The organism is Pedobacter paludisoli (genome assembly GCF_052344095.1).
Lineage (GTDB): Bacteria > Bacteroidota > Bacteroidia > Sphingobacteriales > Sphingobacteriaceae > Pedobacter.
The window spans coordinates 3,229,069-3,250,817 of sequence record NZ_CP179926.1; the positions used below are offsets into that span (position 1 = coordinate 3,229,069).

18 protein-coding genes are annotated in these 21,749 nt (G+C 39.0%); 13 read left to right on the plus strand and 5 right to left on the minus strand.

Features of this window, described 5'->3' with window-relative positions:
* Positions 1 to 250: 250 nt before the first annotated feature.
* Positions 251 to 2,746, minus strand: a complete 2,496-nt coding sequence (locus ACJVDK_RS13260; protein ID WP_443937146.1) for a M14 family metallopeptidase — start codon at positions 2,744 to 2,746, stop codon at positions 251 to 253.
* A 79-nt stretch (positions 2,747 to 2,825) separates the two neighbouring features.
* On the opposite strand from ACJVDK_RS13260, the gene ACJVDK_RS13265 reads away from it, so the two are divergent.
* Entirely contained in the window at positions 2,826 to 4,127 is a 1,302-nt protein-coding gene (locus ACJVDK_RS13265; protein WP_443937147.1) for a UDP-N-acetylmuramoyl-tripeptide--D-alanyl-D-alanine ligase, read from the plus strand.
* A gap of 60 nt (positions 4,128 to 4,187) precedes the next feature.
* On the opposite strand, the gene ACJVDK_RS13270 is transcribed toward ACJVDK_RS13265, so the two are convergent.
* From ACJVDK_RS13270 to ACJVDK_RS13280, 3 genes are read right to left on the minus strand one after another with little or no spacing between them, the layout of a single operon-like run.
* Positions 4,188 to 4,679: a gliding motility lipoprotein GldH gene (locus ACJVDK_RS13270; protein WP_443937148.1), complete on the minus strand. Its 492-nt coding sequence runs from the start codon at positions 4,677 to 4,679 to the stop codon at positions 4,188 to 4,190.
* Positions 4,648 to 6,141, minus strand: coding sequence for a PSP1 domain-containing protein (locus ACJVDK_RS13275; protein WP_443937149.1), 1,494 nt, complete (start codon positions 6,139 to 6,141; stop codon positions 4,648 to 4,650). Before ACJVDK_RS13275 ends, ACJVDK_RS13270 begins: the two co-directional genes overlap by 32 nt.
* A gap of 2 nt (positions 6,142 to 6,143) precedes the next feature.
* Positions 6,144 to 7,292, minus strand: coding sequence for a DNA polymerase III subunit (locus tag ACJVDK_RS13280; RefSeq protein ID WP_443937150.1), 1,149 nt, complete (start codon positions 7,290 to 7,292; stop codon positions 6,144 to 6,146).
* Between the two features lie 134 nt (positions 7,293 to 7,426).
* On the opposite strand from ACJVDK_RS13280, the gene ruvX reads away from it, so the two are divergent.
* From ruvX to ACJVDK_RS13315, 7 genes are all read left to right on the plus strand, one after another.
* A complete protein-coding gene (gene ruvX / locus ACJVDK_RS13285; protein ID WP_443937151.1) occupies positions 7,427 to 7,840 on the plus strand; it encodes a Holliday junction resolvase RuvX in 414 nt (137 codons plus the stop codon).
* A gap of 11 nt (positions 7,841 to 7,851) precedes the next feature.
* A complete protein-coding gene (locus ACJVDK_RS13290; protein WP_443937152.1) occupies positions 7,852 to 8,490 on the plus strand; it encodes an O-methyltransferase in 639 nt (212 codons plus the stop codon).
* Positions 8,491 to 8,533: 43 nt separating this feature from the next.
* Positions 8,534 to 9,202: a glucosaminidase domain-containing protein gene (locus ACJVDK_RS13295; protein ID WP_443937153.1), complete on the plus strand. Its 669-nt coding sequence runs from the start codon at positions 8,534 to 8,536 to the stop codon at positions 9,200 to 9,202.
* Between the two features lie 30 nt (positions 9,203 to 9,232).
* A complete protein-coding gene (locus ACJVDK_RS13300) occupies positions 9,233 to 10,075 on the plus strand; it encodes a glucosaminidase domain-containing protein (protein WP_443937154.1) in 843 nt (280 codons plus the stop codon).
* A gap of 48 nt (positions 10,076 to 10,123) precedes the next feature.
* A complete protein-coding gene (locus ACJVDK_RS13305; RefSeq protein WP_443937155.1) occupies positions 10,124 to 10,876 on the plus strand; it encodes a hypothetical protein in 753 nt (250 codons plus the stop codon).
* Positions 10,873 to 11,205: a hypothetical protein gene (locus ACJVDK_RS13310; protein ID WP_443937156.1), complete on the plus strand. Its 333-nt coding sequence runs from the start codon at positions 10,873 to 10,875 to the stop codon at positions 11,203 to 11,205. The genes ACJVDK_RS13305 and ACJVDK_RS13310 overlap by 4 nt, the downstream gene beginning before the upstream one ends.
* A 104-nt stretch (positions 11,206 to 11,309) precedes the next feature.
* Complete coding sequence (locus ACJVDK_RS13315) at positions 11,310 to 12,311, plus strand: DUF3078 domain-containing protein (protein WP_443937157.1); 1,002 nt, start codon at positions 11,310 to 11,312, stop codon at positions 12,309 to 12,311.
* Positions 12,312 to 12,318: 7 nt separating this feature from the next.
* Here ACJVDK_RS13315 and ACJVDK_RS13320 read toward each other — a convergent pair whose 3' ends face one another.
* Positions 12,319 to 14,736 carry a DUF5916 domain-containing protein gene (locus tag ACJVDK_RS13320; protein ID WP_443937158.1) on the minus strand — a complete coding sequence of 806 codons (2,418 nt, stop codon included), beginning with the start codon at positions 14,734 to 14,736 and terminating at the stop codon, positions 12,319 to 12,321.
* A 217-nt stretch (positions 14,737 to 14,953) separates the two neighbouring features.
* Here ACJVDK_RS13320 and ffh point away from each other — a divergent pair, with 217 nt between their 5' ends.
* From ffh to kdpA, 5 genes are all read left to right on the plus strand, one after another.
* Positions 14,954 to 16,294, plus strand: coding sequence for a signal recognition particle protein (gene ffh / locus ACJVDK_RS13325; protein ID WP_443937159.1), 1,341 nt, complete (start codon positions 14,954 to 14,956; stop codon positions 16,292 to 16,294).
* Between the two features lie 248 nt (positions 16,295 to 16,542).
* Positions 16,543 to 18,081 carry a YifB family Mg chelatase-like AAA ATPase gene (locus ACJVDK_RS13330; RefSeq protein ID WP_443937160.1) on the plus strand — a complete coding sequence of 513 codons (1,539 nt, stop codon included), beginning with the start codon at positions 16,543 to 16,545 and terminating at the stop codon, positions 18,079 to 18,081.
* A 114-nt stretch (positions 18,082 to 18,195) separates the two neighbouring features.
* Positions 18,196 to 19,527 carry a sigma-54-dependent transcriptional regulator gene (locus ACJVDK_RS13335; RefSeq protein ID WP_443937161.1) on the plus strand — a complete coding sequence of 444 codons (1,332 nt, stop codon included), beginning with the start codon at positions 18,196 to 18,198 and terminating at the stop codon, positions 19,525 to 19,527.
* Between the two features lie 388 nt (positions 19,528 to 19,915).
* Positions 19,916 to 19,993: a potassium-transporting ATPase subunit F gene (locus ACJVDK_RS13340; RefSeq protein WP_443940053.1), complete on the plus strand. Its 78-nt coding sequence runs from the start codon at positions 19,916 to 19,918 to the stop codon at positions 19,991 to 19,993.
* A 32-nt stretch (positions 19,994 to 20,025) separates the two neighbouring features.
* Positions 20,026 to 21,744, plus strand: coding sequence for a potassium-transporting ATPase subunit KdpA (kdpA, locus tag ACJVDK_RS13345; RefSeq protein WP_443937162.1), 1,719 nt, complete (start codon positions 20,026 to 20,028; stop codon positions 21,742 to 21,744).
* The last annotated feature ends 5 nt before the right edge of the window (positions 21,745 to 21,749 follow it).

Sequence of the window (21,749 nt, forward strand, 5' to 3'; positions counted from 1 at the left end):
TAATTGAAAAATTGCGTTTCTACGCAGGGGATGTGAATGAAATGTGCGAATGTAATTTTCTCACATTAGTATAGTTTATACAACTATAACTTAGGAATGATTGAATCAAATATACAGGATTTTTTCAAATTCCAAATCTATCCCTACTTTAATTCATTTATATAGCAGCAATCGAGTTATTCCTTTGGAACACAATAGGTCCAAAGCCCTCATAAAATTTACATCTACTGCTGATTTGATAATTATGCTTTTAGTATTTACAAAAAAGTACATTCCCGAAAAGGGTTTTACCGCCTTCCCAAAAATTACGAAACAACGGATTGTTTGCTAAATACACGACATTTCCTTGTCCAAAATCTTGCACACCTATTAATAACCCCGATTTTAATTCTTCCTTAGCTTTTTTACCAACCACGCCCGCCATAAAACTATGCTCGTTTAATAACCCTACATTCCAGCCGTTTGGCAAAGGCTCATAAATTTTACGATCGGTTTTTAGGCTATAGTATATTTTACCTAAGCCGTATGAAAAAGGATGACTATTATCTAACTGTATTTTAAAAATTGCGCCGGGTATACTGGTTTCAAAATCATCTTTATCTCTATCCTTAAATTGTTGCTTATTTTCTGTGGCTTTATCCAGCTTCTTGGCAATCAATTCTTTCTTTTTGATATCGAATCCTTTTTTGTCGAGCACACTCTCAATCGCATCTTCCAACAAAATTAATTTACCACCTCTATTTAACCAAGTTGTTAGTCCGTCCCCCATAAAGCCTGCATAGGATCCGTCGGGTAGAATAAGGGTATTTATATCGTTTATATCCAAATCATTGATGTTTTTTGCACCAACAATAGTAGGAGACAAGCCCAAATCGTGCTCCAAATAAAACCAAACTTCACCAAAAGCGAGCGACGAAACGTCATTACCTGAAACAAGCGCTATTTTTGGCTCTTTTAATAATGGATAGGCATCGGAACCAAAATCTTTACCTTTTTCTACAAATCCGCTTTCTATTGTTTGATACGATTGATTCAATCTTCCGGCTACTGCTTCTAAGTTTTCCTTCAATCGGGGGTTTCTTTTTTCATTCTCGACACGCATGACAAGGAGTGTTCCCGCAGCATATGCTTTTCCGTTTATGGTAAAAGAGTGACTGGCTTGACGCACTTTAATTCCTTCTTTTTGTAGGGCGATAAGCAACTGAATATCCTCGCTTGTTCCCCAGTCAAACAACCAGGCAAGTGGTTTTGTTGCGGGTGTTGAAGCCTGATTTATTTCCTCTATGGACGAATACTTGCCTTTAAAGCTTTCCTTACTGGCAAATCCCTTTAGGCCATACGCGTAGGGTAAAGCCCAAGCGGTAATATCATAGGTATTGGAATCTGTTACCAATGTTTGCGGTTCCAAAAGAACATTGGCCAAAACGGCGCGCGACTGTTGTATATTTACAATCATATCATTTCGGTCTACACGGAATGTTACCTCTTTTTTAGTCTCATAATCGTATCCTTTTTCTGGTTGACCGCCACCAAAAGTATACTCAATTTTATTTAAGCGCAACAGGGATGCTAGCTTTTTTAAGCGGGATAAATTACTTGCTTTAATCACAAACGTTTTATAGTTTCCAGGGGGTGTGCTTAAGCTTTGTTCAAAATATTTTTTAAACTCGTCTAAAAGCTTTGCTCTGTTTAACGACACCACTTCAATGGTGCTCATTCCTGTTGTAAAATGGTGAGCAATGCGATCTTTTAAAGTCAAGGTATCCCCATCTGCGGTTACCACTTTCAAGCCTGCACGGATTCCACCTTGTTCGTAGGTCATCCCGATAGAACCATTGTAAAGCGGATAGGTATCGCCATAGGAAGGATATAATAAATCGAATTTCTCTTTTGTGAAATATTGCCAACCTTGTGCATCAAAATATTTGGCATTATTTTTCCCTACAATTACCTGAAAATTCCGCTGAAAGGCCGTTATATCTTGATGAACAGGTTCAGCAGCAGGGGCAAAATAATAGGGCTCGTTAAAGCCTTGCTCATGAAAATCGACATGGATTTGCGGCATCCATTCATTGTACAGCGCCAATCTTTGCTTACTCTCTATTTGCGTTTGCCAGGCCCAATCGCGGTTCAAATCAAAATAATAATGATTGGAGCGGCCCCCAGGCCAAGGTTCGTTATGCTCCCTGGATAGAGGATCAGCATTGGGAAATTTTCCAACCACCCCATTAAAATAGTTTACATATCGGTCCCTTCCGTCTGGATTTAAACAGGGATCTATAACCACCACGGTATTCTTTAGCCACTCATTTTCCTGCTTATTTTGGTTTGATACAAGTGTAAAAATCATTTTCATGGCGGTCTCAGTCGAATTCGCTTCGTTACCATGAATATTATAACTTAACCAACAAATGGCAGGTTGTTTACCTAAATTGATCGCGCTAGCTTGCGCTTGAACGAGCAACAAATTATTTTTTCGAATCTCTTCTAATCGATTGATATTTTCGGGAGATGAAACCACCGCAATAAACAACGGACGTCCTTCATTTGTCTTTCCATATTCTATTAATCGGCAATTTTGCGTTGCATTGCGCGCAACCTGTTCAAAATACGCAACAACTTTATGGTGTGGGGTAAAATTCGACCCTAAATCGTATCCCAAAAAATCCTTTGGCGATAACAGTTGCGCATGTAATGTGCTAACAGCAAATAAGCACCAGAAAAAAAAGACAAGTGTTTTCTTCATATAGCGTAATTTAATCTAATGTACAAATTTTGTTTGTGCTTGTTAAAGCTTAATTTTACCGGAAATACAATTTTCAGCTATGATCAGCACCGAGCAACTTTACGAACATTTTTCTACCAGTAAAATAATTTGTACCGACACCCGAAACATTACCCCCGGCTGCATCTTTTTTGCCTTAAAAGGCGATAATTTTAATGCCAATGCCTTTGCTGCTCAAGCCTTGGAAAACGGGGCCGCTTACGCCGTTATAGACGAAGAAAAATATGCGCTTGATGCTCGATTCTTATGCGTTGAAGATGTATTACGCACATTACAAGACTTGGCGCGGTATCATCGCCAACAACTTAGCATTCCCGTAATTGGATTAACTGGTAGCAATGGCAAAACCACCAGCAAAGAATTGCTAAACGCCGTGTTAGCCGAGCGCTACACAACTTTTGCCACTTTTGGCAACCTAAATAATCATATTGGCGTTCCGCTATCTATTTTATCCATCCGCGAAAACGTACAAATAGCCATTATTGAAATGGGAGCCAATCATCAAAAAGAAATTGAATTATTGTGTAGCATTGCACAACCTACCCACGGCATTATAACCAATGTTGGGATGGCTCATTTAGATGGTTTTGGAGGATTTGAAGGCGTGAAAAAGGGGAAAGCAGAACTCTACACCTATCTAAAAGAAACAAACGGCTATACATTTATTAACCGCGACAATCCTTTTTTGCAAGAAATGAGCAACAAGGCACAGTTAACCAAACTCATTTACTACGGAGCAGAAAATGGAAACACCATTAAAGGGATCCTAAAAAGTAGCGATCCCTTTATTGAAGTTGAGTGGACCAACCACGAAATAACTAGCAGTGTTCAAACAAACCTAACCGGAAGTTACAATTTCGAAAATATTTTAGCCGCCATTTGCATTGGCGATTTCTTTGACATGGATCCGGAAGAAATTAACCAAGGATTGGCAAATTACCAACCGAAAAACAACCGTTCTCAATTAACAAAAACCGACAGAAATACAATTATTTGTGATTTTTACAACGCAAACCCAAGTAGCATGAGTGCTGCATTGCAAAATATATCGGTTTTAACCGCAGCAAAAAAAATAGCCATATTGGGCGATATGTTTGAATTAGGCCCTGAATCAGCTGAACAACATCTGCGCATTGCCAAACAAGCCAACGAAAGTAATTTAAACCAAGTGATTTTTATTGGAAATTACTTTTATGCGCTGAAAAATGATTTAAATGGTCTTTTCTTTGAAAGCCCTGCTGAAGCCGCTTCATTTTTACAAACGCAGCCGATTAGCGATTCCTTAATTTTACTAAAAGGGAGTAGGGGGATGAAGCTCGAGAGTCTATTGAAAGAGTTGTAAATTAATTTAAACAAAAAGCTTTCTTCATTGATGAGGAAAGCTTTTTTATGTGGTAGCCATTTACTTCGCTTCCTCCACTAAAACACCAATAGCGCTGATTTCCATCAGGGGATTATCGCGCATGTTTTGTTCAATTACAATTTCAAATTTTCCAACATGTGCGAATTGATAGTTTGTAAGCAGCGGAAATTCATTGTTAAATAAATTTCCAGACCCACTGCCCAACCATTCGCCGTCATTCTTGGCCAATTTAAATTGATAACGGATTGTTTTTTCATTCTTCCCGTCTTTAAAATGAGCCAAAATAAAAATATTTGAATACTTATATTCAGCGGTATTTCTTAGCTTAAAATACACGTTATAACGCTTATTTGCATCCTTTATCTCAACCGGCACCCTTAAAGGGTTACGGTATGTCCATTTCCGATCCGGAATTTCTACATTACTATCAATCACAGAGCTGTTACAGCTTGCAAAGAGCGCCAAAATGAAGCATACATACACGAAGCGAAACATCCTTTTATTCTGAAGCAGGTTTTGTATCTGAGCCATTGTTATTCGTACGACGGTTATTGTTTTTCCGGCGGTTATTTCTGTTTCTATTTTTATTTTGCTCTGGTGCTTTTCCGCCCTCGGTAACAGCGGCATTCTCTGCTTTAACTGGCTGTTTTGCCTGATTTTGTGCTTTTTGCTGTTGAGGTTTTGGTGCATTCTGCTGTTTCGCCTGATTGTTTTGAGGAGGTTTTTGGCCCCCAGACGAATTTTGTTTCAGTCCGCTGTTTGCTTGCTTTTGTTGCTGAGCAGGTTGTTGCTTATTTGCCTGACCCGATTTATCTCCAGATTGATTCCGGTCTCTTCGTTGATTCGAATTGCGACTATTTTTTTGATTGTTGCGGTTATTTTTTCCTTTCGATCGGTCATCTAAACGTGTCAAACTATCTTGCCCCACTACGTTTTCGTAATCGAGTGATTTTTCAACAATAATCGGCTCGGCAAGCTGTACGGCATCTTCTTTCAAGTTCGGCGCTTTCTTTCCGGCTTTGTTCATTGCCATAATTTCTTTCACACGAGCTGCTTTTACCGGTATCCAATTTTCTTCGCCCTGATAGCTGAACCACATCACTTTTTTAAAGATATCGGTTTTCTGATGACGAGCGTAACCTGCTTCGGTATCTAGGTTTTCAATTCTATCAGGAATATCCTTTAATGCATCTAAATAGGTATCGAGCTCATAATTTAAACAACACTTTAACTTGCCGCATTGTCCGGCTAGTTTTAAGGTATTGAGCGACAGATTTTGATAACGCGCGGCAGCGGTTGATACCGTTTTGAAATTGGTAAGCCAAGTAGAACAACACAGTTCGCGGCCACAAGAACCAATTCCGCCTAAGCGCCCAGCCTCTTGACGCATTCCAATTTGGCGCATTTCTATCCGAATTCGGAAACTTTCTGCCATTTTTTTAATCAATTCTCTAAAGTCGACACGGCCATCGGCAGTATAAAAAAATGTTGCTTTTGTTTTATCGGCTTGATAATCAACATCGCTAATTTTCATCGACAAACGCAAGTCTAAAGCAAGCTTTCGCGCTTTATGCATGGTTTCCCATTCCATTTCCTTCGCGCTATTCCATTTTTCTACATCGGCTTCAGTTGCTTTGCGATAAATCTTTTTCGTTACCTGTTCAGCTGTTGTTTTGCGTCGTTTCATTTGAATACGAACAAGCTCACCTGTAAGGGACACATGGCCAACGTCGAAACCACCGGTTGGGCCTTCAACGGCAACCAATTCGCCAATTTCCAAATAAATGTTATCGCTATTAAGAAAAAACTCTTTTCTAGAGCCTTTAAATTTTACTTCTGTAACCTGAAACGGTTTATAGTTAGAAGGCATATCCAAATTAGATAGCCAATCGTGAACTTCCATAGTTTGGCAACCACCGGTGCCACATGAGCCATTACTTTTGCATCCATTGGGGGTGCAACCACCACCCGTAGAACAACTTCCACATCCCATAATTAATTGTATATATATTGAGTCCCCGCAGGGAGCGTTTTAAACTTGATAATTTTTACCAACTGTAAAGATACATCTAAAAACAGAATTTTCGGGTTCGCATTCCGTTCTATATGATAATGTGCTTTCTCTAGTTCGGCAATTATAGCCTCGGCCATTGGTAAAGAAAGCACGTGTTCACTCAGCTTTTTAGCTGTTTCTAAGGTTAATGGGGGTAATTTCACCAGTTCATCGGCCCCGCTTAACAGCAAACAACACTCCCGTAAATAATTTACTCCGTATTTTAAAAAACTTTTTTGATTCTCTCTTCCCCACTTCGCAATCTCATCGGTAAATTCAATCAGATCGGGCACTTTATTTCCAAAACCCATCCTTAACCAACTGGTAAACGTACTAGAACTATCGCTTTGCGTGTCTGCAGCCAAGGTTTTTGCTTCAATTAAATTACCATCGGCTAAAAAAGCATAATCTCTCGCCTGATGATCGCCTAATCCTCTGTTTTCTTGCAAATAATTGGTAATTTCTTCACCGCTTAGTTTTGGAATTTTAACAATTTGCGTACGCGATAAAATGGTATTTAATATTTGATCCTGACTTTGCGCAACTAAAATAAACAGCGTATTTGCTGGCGGCTCCTCTATTAATTTTAGTAACGCATTGCCAAATTTATCCAAATACTCGGGTAGCCACATAATGAGCACTTTGGTTTCGGCTTCGAATGCTTTAAAGCTTAATTTTTTAATGATATCGTGACATTCGGCAATGGGAATATTAGCTTGCTTGTTTGCTACATCGAGTTTTGAACGCCAAATATCCAAATCAAAATAGGAATCTTGCAGCACCATGGTTCGCCATTCTTCCAGTACATCAACCGCCATTTTTACACTTGCCGAGGTAAAAATTGGGTAAGAAAAATGTAGATCAGGATGAATCAACCGTTCGTATTTTCGACAATTGGCACAATCGCCACAGCTGTCATTCTCCAGTTTCGCCAAGCAATTTATATACTGTGCATAAGCAATGGCCAATGGCAAAGCCCCAGAACCTGTCGGCGATAGAAATAATTGCGCATGACTTACCCGGTTCTCTTTTACCGTTTGAACCAATTGTTGCTTAATCCTTTCTTGACCGATGATTTCTTTAAACTGCATTTGGTGCAAAATAGTAAATAGATACCAAATGTCCGCGATTCTGATGGATAATTTGACGAAAGTCTCATACAGAGCCGGAAATGGCAACCGCTTGAAACAAATCTAAAACCGTACCTTTACGTTTTTTAATTTTTATGCCCAGAATTCTTGCTTTCGATTATGGAACCAAACGCATCGGCATGGCCGTGACGGATCCTCTGCAAATTATTGCAACCGGCTTGGATACAATCCACCCGAAAGATGCAATTGATTTTTTGAAAAAATATCTCTTAACCGAGCAAATAGAGGCTTTTGTGTTAGGCGACCCTAGGCAAATGGATGGTTCCGACTCTGATTCGAAGCAACATGTTGTGGGTTTCTCGCGTTTGCTTAAAAAGGAATTTCCAAATATTCCTCAGCACTGGGTTGACGAACGCTTTACCTCAAAAATGGCACATCAAACCATTATGCAAAGTGGTTTAAAAAAAACCGACCGAAGAGACAAAGACCGTGTAGATACGATTGCCGCGACAATCATTCTACAATATTTTATGGAAAGCCAACGTTAATATCCAAACAAATGAGCCTGATAAACGAGGATTTACAAGATTTATTAATCAATTATTGCGAGCCTGAGAGTGCATTACTTCAGAAAATAGACCGTGAAACCAACTTAAGGGTTTTAATGCCGCGCATGCTTTCGGGGCATTACCAGGGCAGGGTTTTGAGTTTTTTAAGTAAAATGCTTCGTCCCAAGCGCATATTGGAAATTGGTACTTTTACCGGATATGCAACCCTATGCTTGGCTGAAGGATTGAGCAATGACGGGATTATTTATACCCTTGACATCAATGTAGAGCTGGAAGACATGGTGCGAAATCACTTTGCCCAATCGCCTTACAACGATCAAATACAATATATTTTAGGCGACGCCAACCAAAGTATCAACCATTTAAACGAAGTTTTCGACCTCGTATTTATCGATGCCGACAAGAAAAACAACGGCACCTATTACGATTTAATTTTTGACCGCGTTCGTCCTGGAGGACTTATTATTGTTGATAATGTGCTTTGGAGTGGAAAAGTTCTTCAAACCAAACAAGACAAAGACACCCAAAATATCACTAATTTTAATGATAAGATTGCCGCAGACAAACGTGTTGAAAAACTCATTCTGCCGGTAAGAGACGGATTATTTGTGATACGAAAACTTGATTAACATCTCATTTGAGCGCTAATTATGCAATAGGAAACCAACAAATATGAAAAAACTACTCATCATTTTTCTTCTAATCGCCTCTGTACAGCTTGCTAAAGCAGCTAAAAGCACCGAAGATTATATTGCGGAGCATGTAGAACTTGCTCAAAGCTTAATGCGCGAGCACAGAATTCCAGCGAGCATCATTTTAGCAGTAGCCATTCACGAGTCCGCATCGGGAAACAGTCGCATTGCTCAATACCTGAATAATCACTTTGGGATAAAGGGTCCAAACAGCAATACGGAAATCCGTTCTTCGTACCGCGATTATGAAAGTGACGATGAGTCGTACAACCATTTTGTTGAAATTATGGAAACTCGAAACAACTTTAGTTCGCTTTTTAACAAGTACGACCAATACGATTACCAAGGATGGGCGCGCGGAATTCAGCGTAATGGATATGCCCAAAGTCGTACCTGGGCAAGTCAAGTAGTGGCTATTGTAAAAAAATACGAATTGTATCAGTACGATGAACGCCCTGAAGATTATGTGGAGCCCGTATACAAAGCCCCAAAAAGCACCTATAAAAAAAGTGGCAATTTATATAAAGTAAAATCGGGCGACAACCTGAGCATGATAGCGAAGCGCCATCACACAACCGTAAAAAGTATCAAAAGCAAAAATCACTTAAAAACAAACAACTTGAAGATTGGTCAAAAACTAAGGCTTTAATCTCACTATTTTAATTTATATCCACTTTACATGCATTCATCAAAATACGTCCTCTTTCTTTTACTCTTGTCGCTTTCGTTTACCGCTTGTAAAACCCGAAAGTTTGCTCAAAACAATAAAAAAATTGAAAAAGAAGCTTCAAAAAGTAATAATAATACCTTTAAAAGCTATACCACACTCAACTATATTGAAGAATTTAAGGGGGTTGCCATTGAAGAAATGAACGCGGCAGGTATTCCTGCTAGTATTACCTTGGCACAAGGCATCCTGGAGTCGGGGAGTGGAAACAGTGATTTGGCGAAGTATGCCAATAATCATTTTGGCATAAAATGTACGGCCGATTGGAAAGGGAAAAACTACTTTAAAGACGACGATAAAAACGACGATTGTTTTCGGGTGTATAAAGATGCGCGTGAATCGTATAGAGATCACTCCGAATTTTTAAAACGCAAACGCTATAGTGCTTTATTCCGTTTAGATAAAAATGATTACCGCAGCTGGGCTCAAGGCTTAAAAGATGCCGGTTACGCAACCAATCCAAAATACCCCGATTTGTTAATCAATACCATCGAAAAATACCAGCTTTATCAGTACGATCAATCAGAAACAGAAAAACAAAAAATTGCACGCGAAGACCGTGTTTTTACAGAAATAAATGCCAATATCCCAGTAGAAAAAAAGAAATTCTCGCCTGTAGACACTCCTCCGGTCGGAGCCAAACCAATTACTGCCGACGGCACCTACAAAGTTACCACAGGCGATACGTTGTACAACATTTCGAAACGTTTTAACCTAAGCGTTGATCAATTAAAAATGCTCAACGAAATGACAAGTGATGGCATAAAAATTGGTCAAGTGCTGAAGGTTAAATAATGTTAATCCTATCTTTAGCATTCTACTAATTTGTAGTTTTGTAATCCAATGAAGTTTTGTACGGTATTTATTTTCTTGATTTGTCTTTCAGCCTTACTCTTTGCACAAAACAAGCCTATTCAGGGGATTGTTATAGACAAGGAAACAAAACAGCGTTTGGCAAAAGTTTATATTTACAATGTGCGCACTGGCGATGGGCTTTACAATAATACCAAAGGGGAATTTAGCACCTATGCGCAACCCGGAGACACCTTGGTGGCTGCTTTAAGTGGCTATGGAGTAGATACCATTATTTTTAAAGGTCAATCGGCCGCATACTTTCAATTAAAATCAATTGGTATTCGCTTGCGCGATGTAGTCATAAAAGAAAACAAACTTAATCCTCAGGAGCAATACGAAAAAACCATCCGCGAGTATCGCTATGCCACACAACGTGGAAGCAGTAAAGATTTATTAAATTTAGGTAATAGCGGCGTTGGATTAGGTATTGATGCCATTTATAACTTGCTAAGCAGACAAGGGAAAAATGCCCGCCATTTACAAAAGATTTTAGAAAAAGATTATCGAGAGGATCTCATTGATTTCCGGTTTACACCCAATTTGGTTCATTCGGTTTTAGGGATAAAAGATGCAGAATTGATTGACTTTATGCAACAATATCGCCCAACCTATGATTTTGTGCTCGAAGCAACAGATTATGCGTTTAACCAGTTTATTAAAAATGCCTATCGCAGCTATCGGCTAAACCCGAAAGCTTTAAAATTACCAGAATTACCTCAATTTAAACTCGACAAGTTGTGAAAGCTCCTATTTTGATAATTAAAAGATTACCTGCACTTGGGATGGCAATTTTTCCCTTCATATTGCTGCAATCTGAAGATTTCAAAAAAGACCCGATTATTCTTAATCATGAAAAAATTCATCTCAAACAACAACTTGAACTTTTCATTTTTGGCTTCTACCTCTTGTATTTTATCAATTACTTGGCAAATTGGATAAAATATAAAAATCGTGATAAAGCCTACCGTTCTATTGTATTTGAGTGCGAAGCATACGATTTCGAAAAGGACTTAAACTACTTAAAAAATCGAAAACCATATGCGTGGTTTAGATTCATCAATCAAAAATAATCCGCTAGAAAAATCTGCTTTCAAACAGACAAAAGCATCCCCAAAGGAACACTCATTTCATTAAATCTTTTTATCTATCATTTTTTTCTTTTTCTTTGTAATCAATGAAGAATTGTTTAGCAGCCCTGTCCCTAATTCTAAGTTTATTCTCTCTAGCTTCTTTCGCACAAAAAGTTGACACAATCCCTGTCAACACAAAAGACCTTAATATTAAGCTTAAAAGGAACCCGCTGCCCAGCAGACAGGGGGCATTAAACTTTGAGCCTATAAAAATTGCTCCCTATGTGGTAAACGCAAAAGTTAACTATTGGAAAACCAAAACCCAAGTGGGAATCAATCTAAACCAATCGCAATTTAGCGATAACTGGAAAGGGGGAGGAGTAAACTCGGTAGCCATTGGCGGATTGGTTAATTACAAAGCTGAGTATAACAAAAATAGTTTCAGCTATGTAACGGAGCTAAACCTGCAATATGGTAAGGTTAAAAATAAAGATCAATTACCAAAGAAGACCAACGACCGTATTTATTGGGATAATAAAGCTTCGCTACAGTTATCTAAAAACTGGTTTTTCTTTGCTTCACTCAGTTTTGAATCACAGTTTGCAAAGGGCTATTCATATTATCGCGACAGCAATGGCGATGAACAGCAGAAGTTAATTTCGGGTTTTATGGCGCCAGGTTATTTAACTGAATCGTTGGGTATTGAATATAAACCGACAAAATATTTTTCTTCCAGAATTGGTACAGGTACTGCGCGTCAAACTTTTGTGTTAGACACCACTCTATATAAGCAAAACCCTAAAAACTTTGGGGTTGAATATGGCAAAAAATTCCGTAACGAGCTGGCTTTTCAAATTGTTAGCACGTTTGATAAAGACATATTCAAAAACACGAATCTCAAAGCACGGTACGCCATGTTTATTCCGTATCAGGATTTTGCCCCTCGACACATTGATCAACGTTTAGATGTAACCTTGACAGCAAAGATTAACCGCTTTATGAACACAAGTTTAACGGGTGTGGTATTATTCGACGACGATACCGCCGTGAAAGTTCAGGCGAGTCAGTCACTGGCGCTGGGCTTTGCGTTTACCTTTCCGAGATAGTGCTCAGTTAACTGTGCTTCCGTTTTAAATTTAGGTAATCAATGAAATACAGCACCTTAATGGAAAGGCTGTTGTTTTGAGGAGCAGACAATATTCCGTCCAAATTTTTCCTATATCGAGGGGTAAAATATAACTCATTGGTTTCTGCAGCATCTTTATATGAAAACGTAAACATGCTTCCAGGTGCAAATTGCCAGCTATAAATTAAATCAATATTAAATACATTGTAATTTCTATCCGTGCCCTCAATTGGACTGCCTGAGTAGTCGCCCAAAGTTCCATCCTGTTTTAACCAATAAAACTCTTTATTTCTTCTATCACTCCAATAATGCCTTACCACAAGCGAAAAGCCCATTTTATTGTTGAATGTATATTTCGCGTCAAAAGAATTTTCTACCGTTCTCCGATCATATCTTGAAAAAACAGCTTGATTTCCAATCGACTTAGCCCAATTTACATAGTTATAGCTCGGCTCATAATTCAAGTCTAATCCGAAAGCAAGTCTATCACTAAGCCTTAAGTTTTGAAAGAAGTAAAAATTGTAGGCTTCTCCATTAAAAAGCTTCTGTGTGGTATATTGGATATTTCCGCCGAAATTATACGCTTTGGCCCGATTTGGATTCACATACATAGCAAAATTAATTCGCTCGGGAGTTTGATACATTTGTCCATTTCGTGCCTCATAAAAATCGTTCCCCACTGCCCTGTAAGCAACCTCAAAGGAAGTTGACCAAAAATTCTTGTATTGAATCCAATTACCGATGTAAGCATTCACACTCTGATAATCGTTCGGTTTAAATCGATTGGAATAATTTACCTGAAACCAGTTTTCCATCTGATTAAACCAAGAATGAGGTTCATAGATATTATAGCCGAAATTGACTGATTGATCAAAGAAATTGTTGTTTTTATAAAAGCCCAAATCGGAAGGATTAAATTTTCGATCGGAGAGGGCTTGCGTATATTTCCAAGTAAAATTTCCACTCTTTTTTCCGAGCTGCAGGTCGTAACTATAACCAACTCCAATGGCCGTATCGGTTAAATAACTTACTTTTCCTCCTCCGCTAATAAAGTAACTGTTCTTTTTATCGTTAAACGAAAAAAGTGCTGCGCTTACATTGGCATCATAGGCAGATCCCTGCCGTAGTACATTGGTATTGATAAAAGTAAGGGAACTGTTGTTTTTTAAGGATTGATCAAGCACTACTATATTGTAATTGGTTAATGGTTGTGTTTCCAATTCATACACATTTCCTTGAGCATCCTCCACCACACTCTTCATGGTATTCGTTAGCGCATTAAAAACACCAATACCCAATCCCTTTGCCGTCCGTCCGGAGACTTTTGTGGCATTTATAACCTTCGATTCGGTTTGATCTTTTAGTATTTTATCTCCTGATTTTAATCCCGAATAATCGTAATACGAAGGGATAGAGCCAATGCGCTTTGAATAAAAAAGATCGCCTTTACTAAATAACTCAATTCCTTCGGTAAAAAATTGGCGGTTTTCATTAAACTTCACCTCAAAAGGACTGAGATTTAAGATTCTATTATCCGATTGAACCTGCCCGAAATCGGGAACGAGGGTCATATCTAACGTAAAGCTGTTGTTGATTCCGTATTTCACATCCATCCCTCCATTTAAACGGGTGGTGGTATTTTTTACACCGGGTAGATTGGCAGGATAATGATTTAAATATCCTGAAATATACGGAGAAAAGGAAAGGCGAATGGGTGATTTTATCCCCGACAGCCCTGTGTATGTCCCTTCTTGATTAATTAAGCCACTTACTTTAGGATCCACAAAATTCCAAAAACTTTGCCTGTTTGCCACTTGCTGTCTCCGGATAAAATTGATACCCCAATTTTGCATTTCATTATTCGAAAAGCGAAGTGCCGAATAGGGGATTTTCATTTCACAGGTCCAACCAAGGCTATCTAATTTTACTTCGCTTTCCCACACGGCATTCCAATTTTCATCTTCCCCTAAATCGGGAGAATATTTAGCATCGAATTGCACGCCAGCTGCTGTTACAAAGAAGCCGTTGCCATTTCTTTTATCTAAAAAAGGATCAAATATAACTCCAATAAAATCGGCATTTCCAATGTTATCACGCGTTACAAGTTCATGTGAAACGCTATCCGGATCATCAAACATGCGCGCGCACACGTAAATGGCAAAATCATCGTATAACACTTTTACTTCTGTCCGTTTGTCGTTACTTTCTATGCGTCCTGGAACGGGCCGCGATTCTATAAACCCGCTTGCAATGGGTACCCCTTCCCAACATTTATCGTCTAAAATCCCATCAATTTTTGGCGCAGATACTATGCGTTGAGCTTTTAATTGACGAATGGTTGGCGCTTGCTGGGCAAAACTGGATAGCCCCGCGAAAGCAAAAAGCAGCAGTAGAAGATTCTTCATTAAATTAGTTAAGTACCCATAAGACTCCTATGCGCTTAAAATGTTGCACGAAAAATTTTAAAGAGCTAAATTTTGCATGAAATCCGTGTTGACTAAGCCCTTCAACTGATGAAAGGAGATGCGTTTATGTCTTTTTACCCTCAACCTTTTTGCTTACATTTGCGACTTAATATTAATAGGGCTTCTAACTAAACACTAAGCCTTTAGCTAAAATACAATGTTTGATAATTTACAGGACAAGCTAGACAGAGCATTTAAAGTACTAAAAGGACAAGGCAGCATTACGGAAATTAACGTGGCGGAAACCATGAAAGAAATTCGCAAAGCCTTGTTGGATGCCGATGTTAACTACAAAACAGCTAAAACTTTTACAGATGACGTAAAGCAAAAAGCGCTTGGACAAAACGTATTAACAGCGGTTTCTCCAGGTCAATTGCTAACTAAAATAATGAACGACGAACTTGCCGCCTTAATGGGGGGTGATGTTACCGAGTTAGATACAAAAGCCAACCCAACTGTAATTTTAATTGCGGGTTTAAATGGTGCGGGTAAAACAACCTTTGCTGGTAAACTAGCTTTACACTTAAAAAGCAAGGGCAAAAAACCTTTATTGGTTGCCGGCGACATGTATCGCCCTGCGGCTGTTGATCAGTTGGAGGTATTGGGTACACAAGTGGGTGTATCAGTATACGCCAATCGCGATTCGAAAGATCCGGTAGCGATTGCTCTTGAAGGGATTGCACACGGAAAGCAAAACGGAAATAACGTTATTATTATTGATACAGCGGGTCGTTTATCGATTGATGAATCGTTAATGAACGAGATTTCGGAGGTGAAGGCTAAAACCAATCCGCACGAGATTTTATTTGTGGTGGATGCAATGACCGGGCAAGATGCTGTAAATACTGCAAAAGTGTTTAACGATCGTTTAGATTTTACCGGCGTTGTTTTAACAAAATTAGACGGTGATACCCGCGGTGGTGCTGCCCTTTCTATTAAATCGGTTGTGAACAAGCCAATTAAATTTATTGGTACCGGCGAAAAAATGGAAGCTTTGGATGTTTTCTATCCTGATCGTATGGCTTCGCGTATTTTGGGTATGGGTGACGTGGTTTCGTTGGTGGAACGCGCGCAAATGCAATTTGACGAAAAAGAAGCTGCAGAACTCCAAAAGAAAATCCGCAAAAACAAATTTGACTTTAACGACTTCTATAACCAGATTCAACAAATTAAGAAGATGGGAAATATGAAAGATTTAATGGGTATGATTCCGGGTGTGGGCAAAATGATGAAAAATGTAGATGTTCCGGATGATGCTTTCAAATCTATTGAAGCCATTATTAACTCGATGACTCCTTTTGAAAAGGAAAATCCCGATGCAATACAACAAAGCCGTCGTTTGCGTATTGCCAAAGGTTCTGGTAGCAAAGTAGAAGAAGTTACCAAACTGATTAAGCAATTTGAAGATATGCGCAAAATGATGAAACAATTTTCAAATCCTGCTGCTGCAGCAGCCATGATGAAAGGAATGCCTAAAATGCCTTTCGGAAAGCGATAGGCTTTAAAACATATTCATAGTAAAATCCCAACCTTAGGTTTGGGATTTTTTTTCATAAACCTCCTAGGTTTCAGAAACCTATGAGGTTTGTTCTCATAACTTCAACATTTTATACTTTGAATGCGAATCCGTCGAAACGACTAAAAAATAATTTAAAGTCTAGAATATTAATGATATTCCTATATTAGCTATTATCAATCCTTCATCCCCGAAAACGCATAACATCCCACTAAAATTAAAGGATTTTTATGCTTGTAAAAACATACGGAAGCGCCGTTTATGGGGTAAACGCTTTAACCATAACCATCGAAGTAAACATTAGTAGCGGAACCCAATATTACTTGGTTGGACTACCAGATAATGCTGTTAAAGAAAGTCTGCAACGCGTAGAAAGCGCCATTCATTTAGCAGGTTACCGCATGCCTCGCCAAAAAATCGTTATTAATTTAGCTCCAGCCGATATTCGTAAAGAAGGATCTGCATACGATTTACCCATTGCGCTTGGCATTTTAGCCGCCTCGGAACAAATTCCTTCAGATGAACTGGAAAACTATTTCATCATGGGCGAACTATCTTTAGACGGAACCATTCTTCCCATTAAAGGTGCATTACCTATCGCCATTCAAGCAAAAGAATCTGGATTTAAAGGCTTTATTTTGCCCCAACAAAATGTACGCGAAGCCGGTATTGTGGATGGTTTATTGGCCTATGGCGTAGAAACACTTTCACAAGTAATCGAATTTTTTAATAATCCGACTTCCTTGACTCCCATATCCATTAACACCAAGGAAGAATTTTTAAAAAACAGCAGTCAATACGAGCATGATTTTGCCGACGTAAAAGGCCAAGAAAACATAAAAAGAGCGTTGGAAATTGCTGCTGCCGGCGGACACAACGTCATTTTAATTGGCCCTCCTGGAGCCGGAAAAACCATGCTTGCAAAGCGATTACCCACTATTTTACCCCCCTTGAACCTGAATGAGGCATTGGAAACAACAAAGATTCATTCTGTGGCCGGAAGACTTTCAACCGCCGATGCATTAATTACCATACGACCTTACCGCTGCCCGCACCATACCATTAGTGATGTGGCCTTGGTTGGGGGAGGTGTAAATCCGCAACCCGGCGAAATTTCTTTGGCTCATAACGGTGTGCTTTTTCTAGACGAATTACCCGAATTTAAACGAACAGTTTTAGAGGTGATGAGACAGCCGCTCGAAGATAGAAAAGTAGCCATTTCACGTGCGCGCTTTTCTGTTGAGTATCCTGCCAGCTTTATGTTGGTGGCTTCGATGAATCCCTGCCCTTGCGGCTTTTACAATCACCCTGAAAAAGAATGCGTTTGTGCTCCAGGAATTGTTCAGAAATACCTCAGTAAAATCTCTGGCCCATTATTAGACCGAATCGATCTGCATGTTGAAGTAACCCCTGTTGATTTTTCGGAACTCGCTTCAGAACGCGAAACAGAAAAAAGCGAGCATATCCGTAATCGAGTAATTAAGGCTCGCGAAATTCAAAACCAACGATTTGCTAAAACCGAAGCGCTGTACAGCAATGCACAAATGAGTCCGAAAATGGTTAGAAAAGTATGTCAAATACAAGAAAGCGGAACAGAGCTCCTCAAAAACGCGATGGATCGTTTAGGTTTATCGGCGCGAGCCTATGATCGAATTTTGAAAGTTGCACGAACCATTGCCGATTTAGACAATAGCGAAAATATTGAAATGGAACACCTTGCTGAAGCCATAAACTACCGTAGTTTGGATCGGGATAGCTGGGCGGGTTGAGACAATCTGATTAGAGCCAAAATTCTTTTCCCGCTTGACCCCAAACCAATCCCTTTCCCAAACTAAATACTCCTTAAACCCACAAATAAATAGAATCAACACTATATTTACCGAATGGAAAATACTGTACTCATTATTGATGATGAACCCAAAATATTAGGATTATTATCAAGGATTATAGAGCTGGAAGGCTTTCAGGTTTTACAAGCTGAAAACGGAAAGGCTGGGCTTAAAATCTTAAATACAAAAGAGGTACACGTAGTGATAAGCGATGTGAAGCTTCCAGATGTGAACGGCGTTGACCTAGTACTGGAAATTAAAAAGCTGAAGCCATATGTTGAAGTCATTAATTTAACGGCTTTCGGAACTATTTCTGATGGGGTGCAAGCCATTCGCAACGGCGCTTTTGATTACATTGTAAAGGGCGACGACAATGATAAAATTATCCCACTATTATACAAAGCGATTGATAAAGTAAAACTACAAATTCGTGTTTTTGATCTCGAAAAAAAACAGGGAAAGAACCTTGGTTTTGAAGGTATTATTGGGCAATCTCCTGCAATTTTGGCGGTAATAGAAATGGCAAAAAAAGTAGCTGTTTCAGATGCTTCTGTTTTATTGCTTGGTGAAACAGGAACAGGAAAAGAAGTTTTTGCCCAGGCAATTCATGCTGAAAGTCCAAGAAAATTAAAGCCTTTTGTTGCCTTAAACTGTAGCGGTTTTAATGCCGAATTATTAGAAAGTGAGCTTTTTGGGTACAAGGAAGGGGCATTTACAGGCGCGTCTAAAGATAAAAAAGGATTATTGGAAGAAGCCAATGAAGGGACCTTATTTTTAGATGAAATAGGCGAAATGAATATTGATCTCCAGGCAAAATTACTTCGGGTACTAGAGAATCAAACGTTTATAAAAGTAGGCGATACCAAAACCAGCAAGGTTAATGTCCGCATTATTGCAGCTACCAACCGCGGACTTAAGGAAGCTGCTCAAAAGGGAGTTTTCCGTTCGGATTTATATTACCGATTATCCGTTTTTTCACTTGAACTACCATCCTTAGCAGAAAGGAAAGCTGATATTGTGCCAATTGCAAAACATTATTTAAGCGAGTTTGCAACTAAAGTTAACCGCCCAGAAATGAGTATGGATAAAGATTTTATTCAGCTGATTACCAATCATGCATGGAAAGGAAATATTCGGGAGTTAAAGAATATTATGGAGCGTGTAGTAATTTTAGCAGAAAGTACAGCCATTACCACAGATTTACTCCCTCTTGAGTTTCACGATGTAAGTAAAGAAAACGGCGTAATGAGTATGGCGGCAGTAGAGCGTCAGCACATAAAAAAAGTATTGCACTATGCTGGAGGAAATAAAACTGAAGCGGCAAGAGTTTTAGGCATCGGTTTAACCACGCTTTATCGAAAGCTCGAAGAATATAATTTAAGTTAATGCAATTGATTAGTCCGATTTTAATAGTCGAATTTCCGAAGACAAAACACTTGAGAGCAGTACAACGTTCATAGGAACTGTTCATATCCTATCGCCCTTCCCCAATCAGGCCTAAAAATGCTATCGGCGATTAAAGAAAATTTTTCAAAATGAAAATCACCCTTCCAAAATGGAAGGGTTTTTTTATGCCTAAAAATTTCAAAACGCGAAACAATCATTTCATTTATCTGATTTTCAGCCTATTACTATTGTATACGTTTTTTCTGGAACAGGTCTTGGTTACTGCCATGAAAAAAATATTATGATCCTACTATTCTTTATCATCCTCGTTTTGCTCTGTTGGGTAGCGTACAAATCCATCGATTGGTTCGAAAAAATCTAAAAAATTATGATAGCCCTATTTATTCTCGCCGTAGTTGTATTCATGTACATGATTTACGTGCTTATCAAACCTGAAAAATTTTAAATCTGTCTGTAGAAGACATTAACAAATTAGAAATGAACACTGAACTAACTGGCGTTATTGCCACCTTTCTGCTTACCCTGGCTATTGCCATTCCGCTTGGTAAATATTTGGCTAAGGTTTTTGCAGGAGAAAAAGTCTGGACAGACTTTTTAAAACCGCTTGAAACTGGCATTTATAAACTTTCTGGAATTAAAATTAAAGAGCAAATGAACTGGAAACAGCACTTGAAAGCTTTAATGACCATCAACATTGTTTGGCTGATATATGGTTTTTTTGTTTTGCTTTTTCAAGATAAACTCCCCTTTAATCCGGATGGAAACCCTGCTATGACACCCGATTTAGCTTTTAATACGATTATCAGTTTTGTCGCCAATTGTAACCTTCAACACTATTCGGGCGAAAGTGGTGTGAGTTATTTAAGTCAGCAATATGTGTTGATGTTTTTGCAGTTTGTAAGTGCGGCAACGGGTATTGCCGCAGCTGTTGTATTATTTAAAGCTTTTAGAGATAAAACCAGTACGCAATTGGGTAATTTCTGGGAGTTTTTTGTAAAAGCAATTACAAGGCTATTATTACCCTTATCAGTTGTGTTAGCGCTCATTCTCGCTTTTAACGGCACGCCATCAAGTTACGAGGGCAAAGATCAGTTTATCTCTATGGAAGGCGATACGGTAAATGTTTCGCGTGGTCCGGCGGCACAAATGATTGCTATAAAACACCTGGGAACAAATGGTGGCGGTTATTTTGGTGTTAATTCAGCTCATCCCTTCGAAAATCCAAGCTATTTTACTAACATGGTTGAGCTAATTGCACAGGTTATAATTCCAATAGCAATGGTTATCGCCTTTGGTTTTTTTATTAGAAGGAGAAAAATTGGCTTGACCATCTTTGGCATAATGACTATTGGCCTATTTATGTTGCTCATTCCGATGTTGAGTGCAGAATTGGCTGGAAGTCCGACTTTAGCCAAAATGGGAATTTCGCAAACAACAGGAGCAATGGAAGGTAAAGAGGTACGTTTCGGCCCTGCCGCTTCGGCTTACTGGGCAACGGTTACAACCATTATTTCTACAGGATCTGTTAATAGTATGCACGATAGTTCGATGCCGCTATCGGGCGTTTGGCAATTGTTAGCTATGATGATTAATTCATTTTATGGTGGTTGCGGGGTAGGACTATTAAATTACTTCATTTACCTGATTGTTGCCGTATTTATTTCGGGATTAATGGTTGGCAGAACACCAGAATTTATGGGGCACAAGGTGGAATCAAGAGAAATTAAAATCGCAGCTATTATTACGCTGTTAAGTCCGCTTCTAATTCTTGCAGGTACAGCAATTGCAAGTTATGTATTTACCAATTTCGGCGATGCTAATTGGGCGGTACAACCTAAAAACTGGCTCAATAATCCTGGTTTCCATGGGTTTTCAGAGATGCTGTACGAGGTAACTTCATCGAATGCAAATAACGGTTCTGGCTTTGAAGGGCTCGGGGATAACAACGTTTTTTGGAACACTTTAACCGGCATTATTATTTTCTTAGGCCGGTTTCTGCCAATTATTGGACCGATAGCCATCGCAGGATTATTGGGTGCTAAAAAATTCATCCCAGAATCTACTGGAACACTTAAAACCGATACTAAAACTTTTGCCCTAATGACCTTTGCGGTAATCATTGTTTTAAATGCACTTTCTTATTTCCCTGCCTTGGCACTAGGACCCTTGGCCGAATATTTTACCCTGCTTAAATAGAAATA

Bases quoted from the DNA above. Each gene is read 5' to 3' on its own strand.
- ACJVDK_RS13260 (WP_443937146.1), bottom strand. From the start codon at position 2,746: ATGAAGAAAACACTTGTCTTTTTTTTCTGGTGCTTATTTGCTGTTAGC.
- ACJVDK_RS13265 (WP_443937147.1), top strand. From the start codon at position 2,826: ATGATCAGCACCGAGCAACTTTACGAACATTTTTCTACCAGTAAAATA.
- ACJVDK_RS13270 (WP_443937148.1), bottom strand. From the start codon at position 4,679: ATGGCTCAGATACAAAACCTGCTTCAGAATAAAAGGATGTTTCGCTTC.
- ACJVDK_RS13275 (WP_443937149.1), bottom strand. From the start codon at position 6,141: ATGGGATGTGGAAGTTGTTCTACGGGTGGTGGTTGCACCCCCAATGGA.
- ACJVDK_RS13280 (WP_443937150.1), bottom strand. From the start codon at position 7,292: ATGCAGTTTAAAGAAATCATCGGTCAAGAAAGGATTAAGCAACAATTG.
- ruvX (WP_443937151.1), top strand. From the start codon at position 7,427: ATGCCCAGAATTCTTGCTTTCGATTATGGAACCAAACGCATCGGCATG.
- ACJVDK_RS13290 (WP_443937152.1), top strand. From the start codon at position 7,852: ATGAGCCTGATAAACGAGGATTTACAAGATTTATTAATCAATTATTGC.
- ACJVDK_RS13295 (WP_443937153.1), top strand. From the start codon at position 8,534: ATGAAAAAACTACTCATCATTTTTCTTCTAATCGCCTCTGTACAGCTT.
- ACJVDK_RS13300 (WP_443937154.1), top strand. From the start codon at position 9,233: ATGCATTCATCAAAATACGTCCTCTTTCTTTTACTCTTGTCGCTTTCG.
- ACJVDK_RS13305 (WP_443937155.1), top strand. From the start codon at position 10,124: ATGAAGTTTTGTACGGTATTTATTTTCTTGATTTGTCTTTCAGCCTTA.
- ACJVDK_RS13315 (WP_443937157.1), top strand. From the start codon at position 11,310: ATGAAGAATTGTTTAGCAGCCCTGTCCCTAATTCTAAGTTTATTCTCT.
- ACJVDK_RS13320 (WP_443937158.1), bottom strand. From the start codon at position 14,736: ATGAAGAATCTTCTACTGCTGCTTTTTGCTTTCGCGGGGCTATCCAGT.
- ffh (WP_443937159.1), top strand. From the start codon at position 14,954: ATGTTTGATAATTTACAGGACAAGCTAGACAGAGCATTTAAAGTACTA.
- ACJVDK_RS13330 (WP_443937160.1), top strand. From the start codon at position 16,543: ATGCTTGTAAAAACATACGGAAGCGCCGTTTATGGGGTAAACGCTTTA.
- ACJVDK_RS13335 (WP_443937161.1), top strand. From the start codon at position 18,196: ATGGAAAATACTGTACTCATTATTGATGATGAACCCAAAATATTAGGA.
- ACJVDK_RS13340 (WP_443940053.1), top strand. From the start codon at position 19,916: ATGATAGCCCTATTTATTCTCGCCGTAGTTGTATTCATGTACATGATT.
- kdpA (WP_443937162.1), top strand. From the start codon at position 20,026: ATGAACACTGAACTAACTGGCGTTATTGCCACCTTTCTGCTTACCCTG.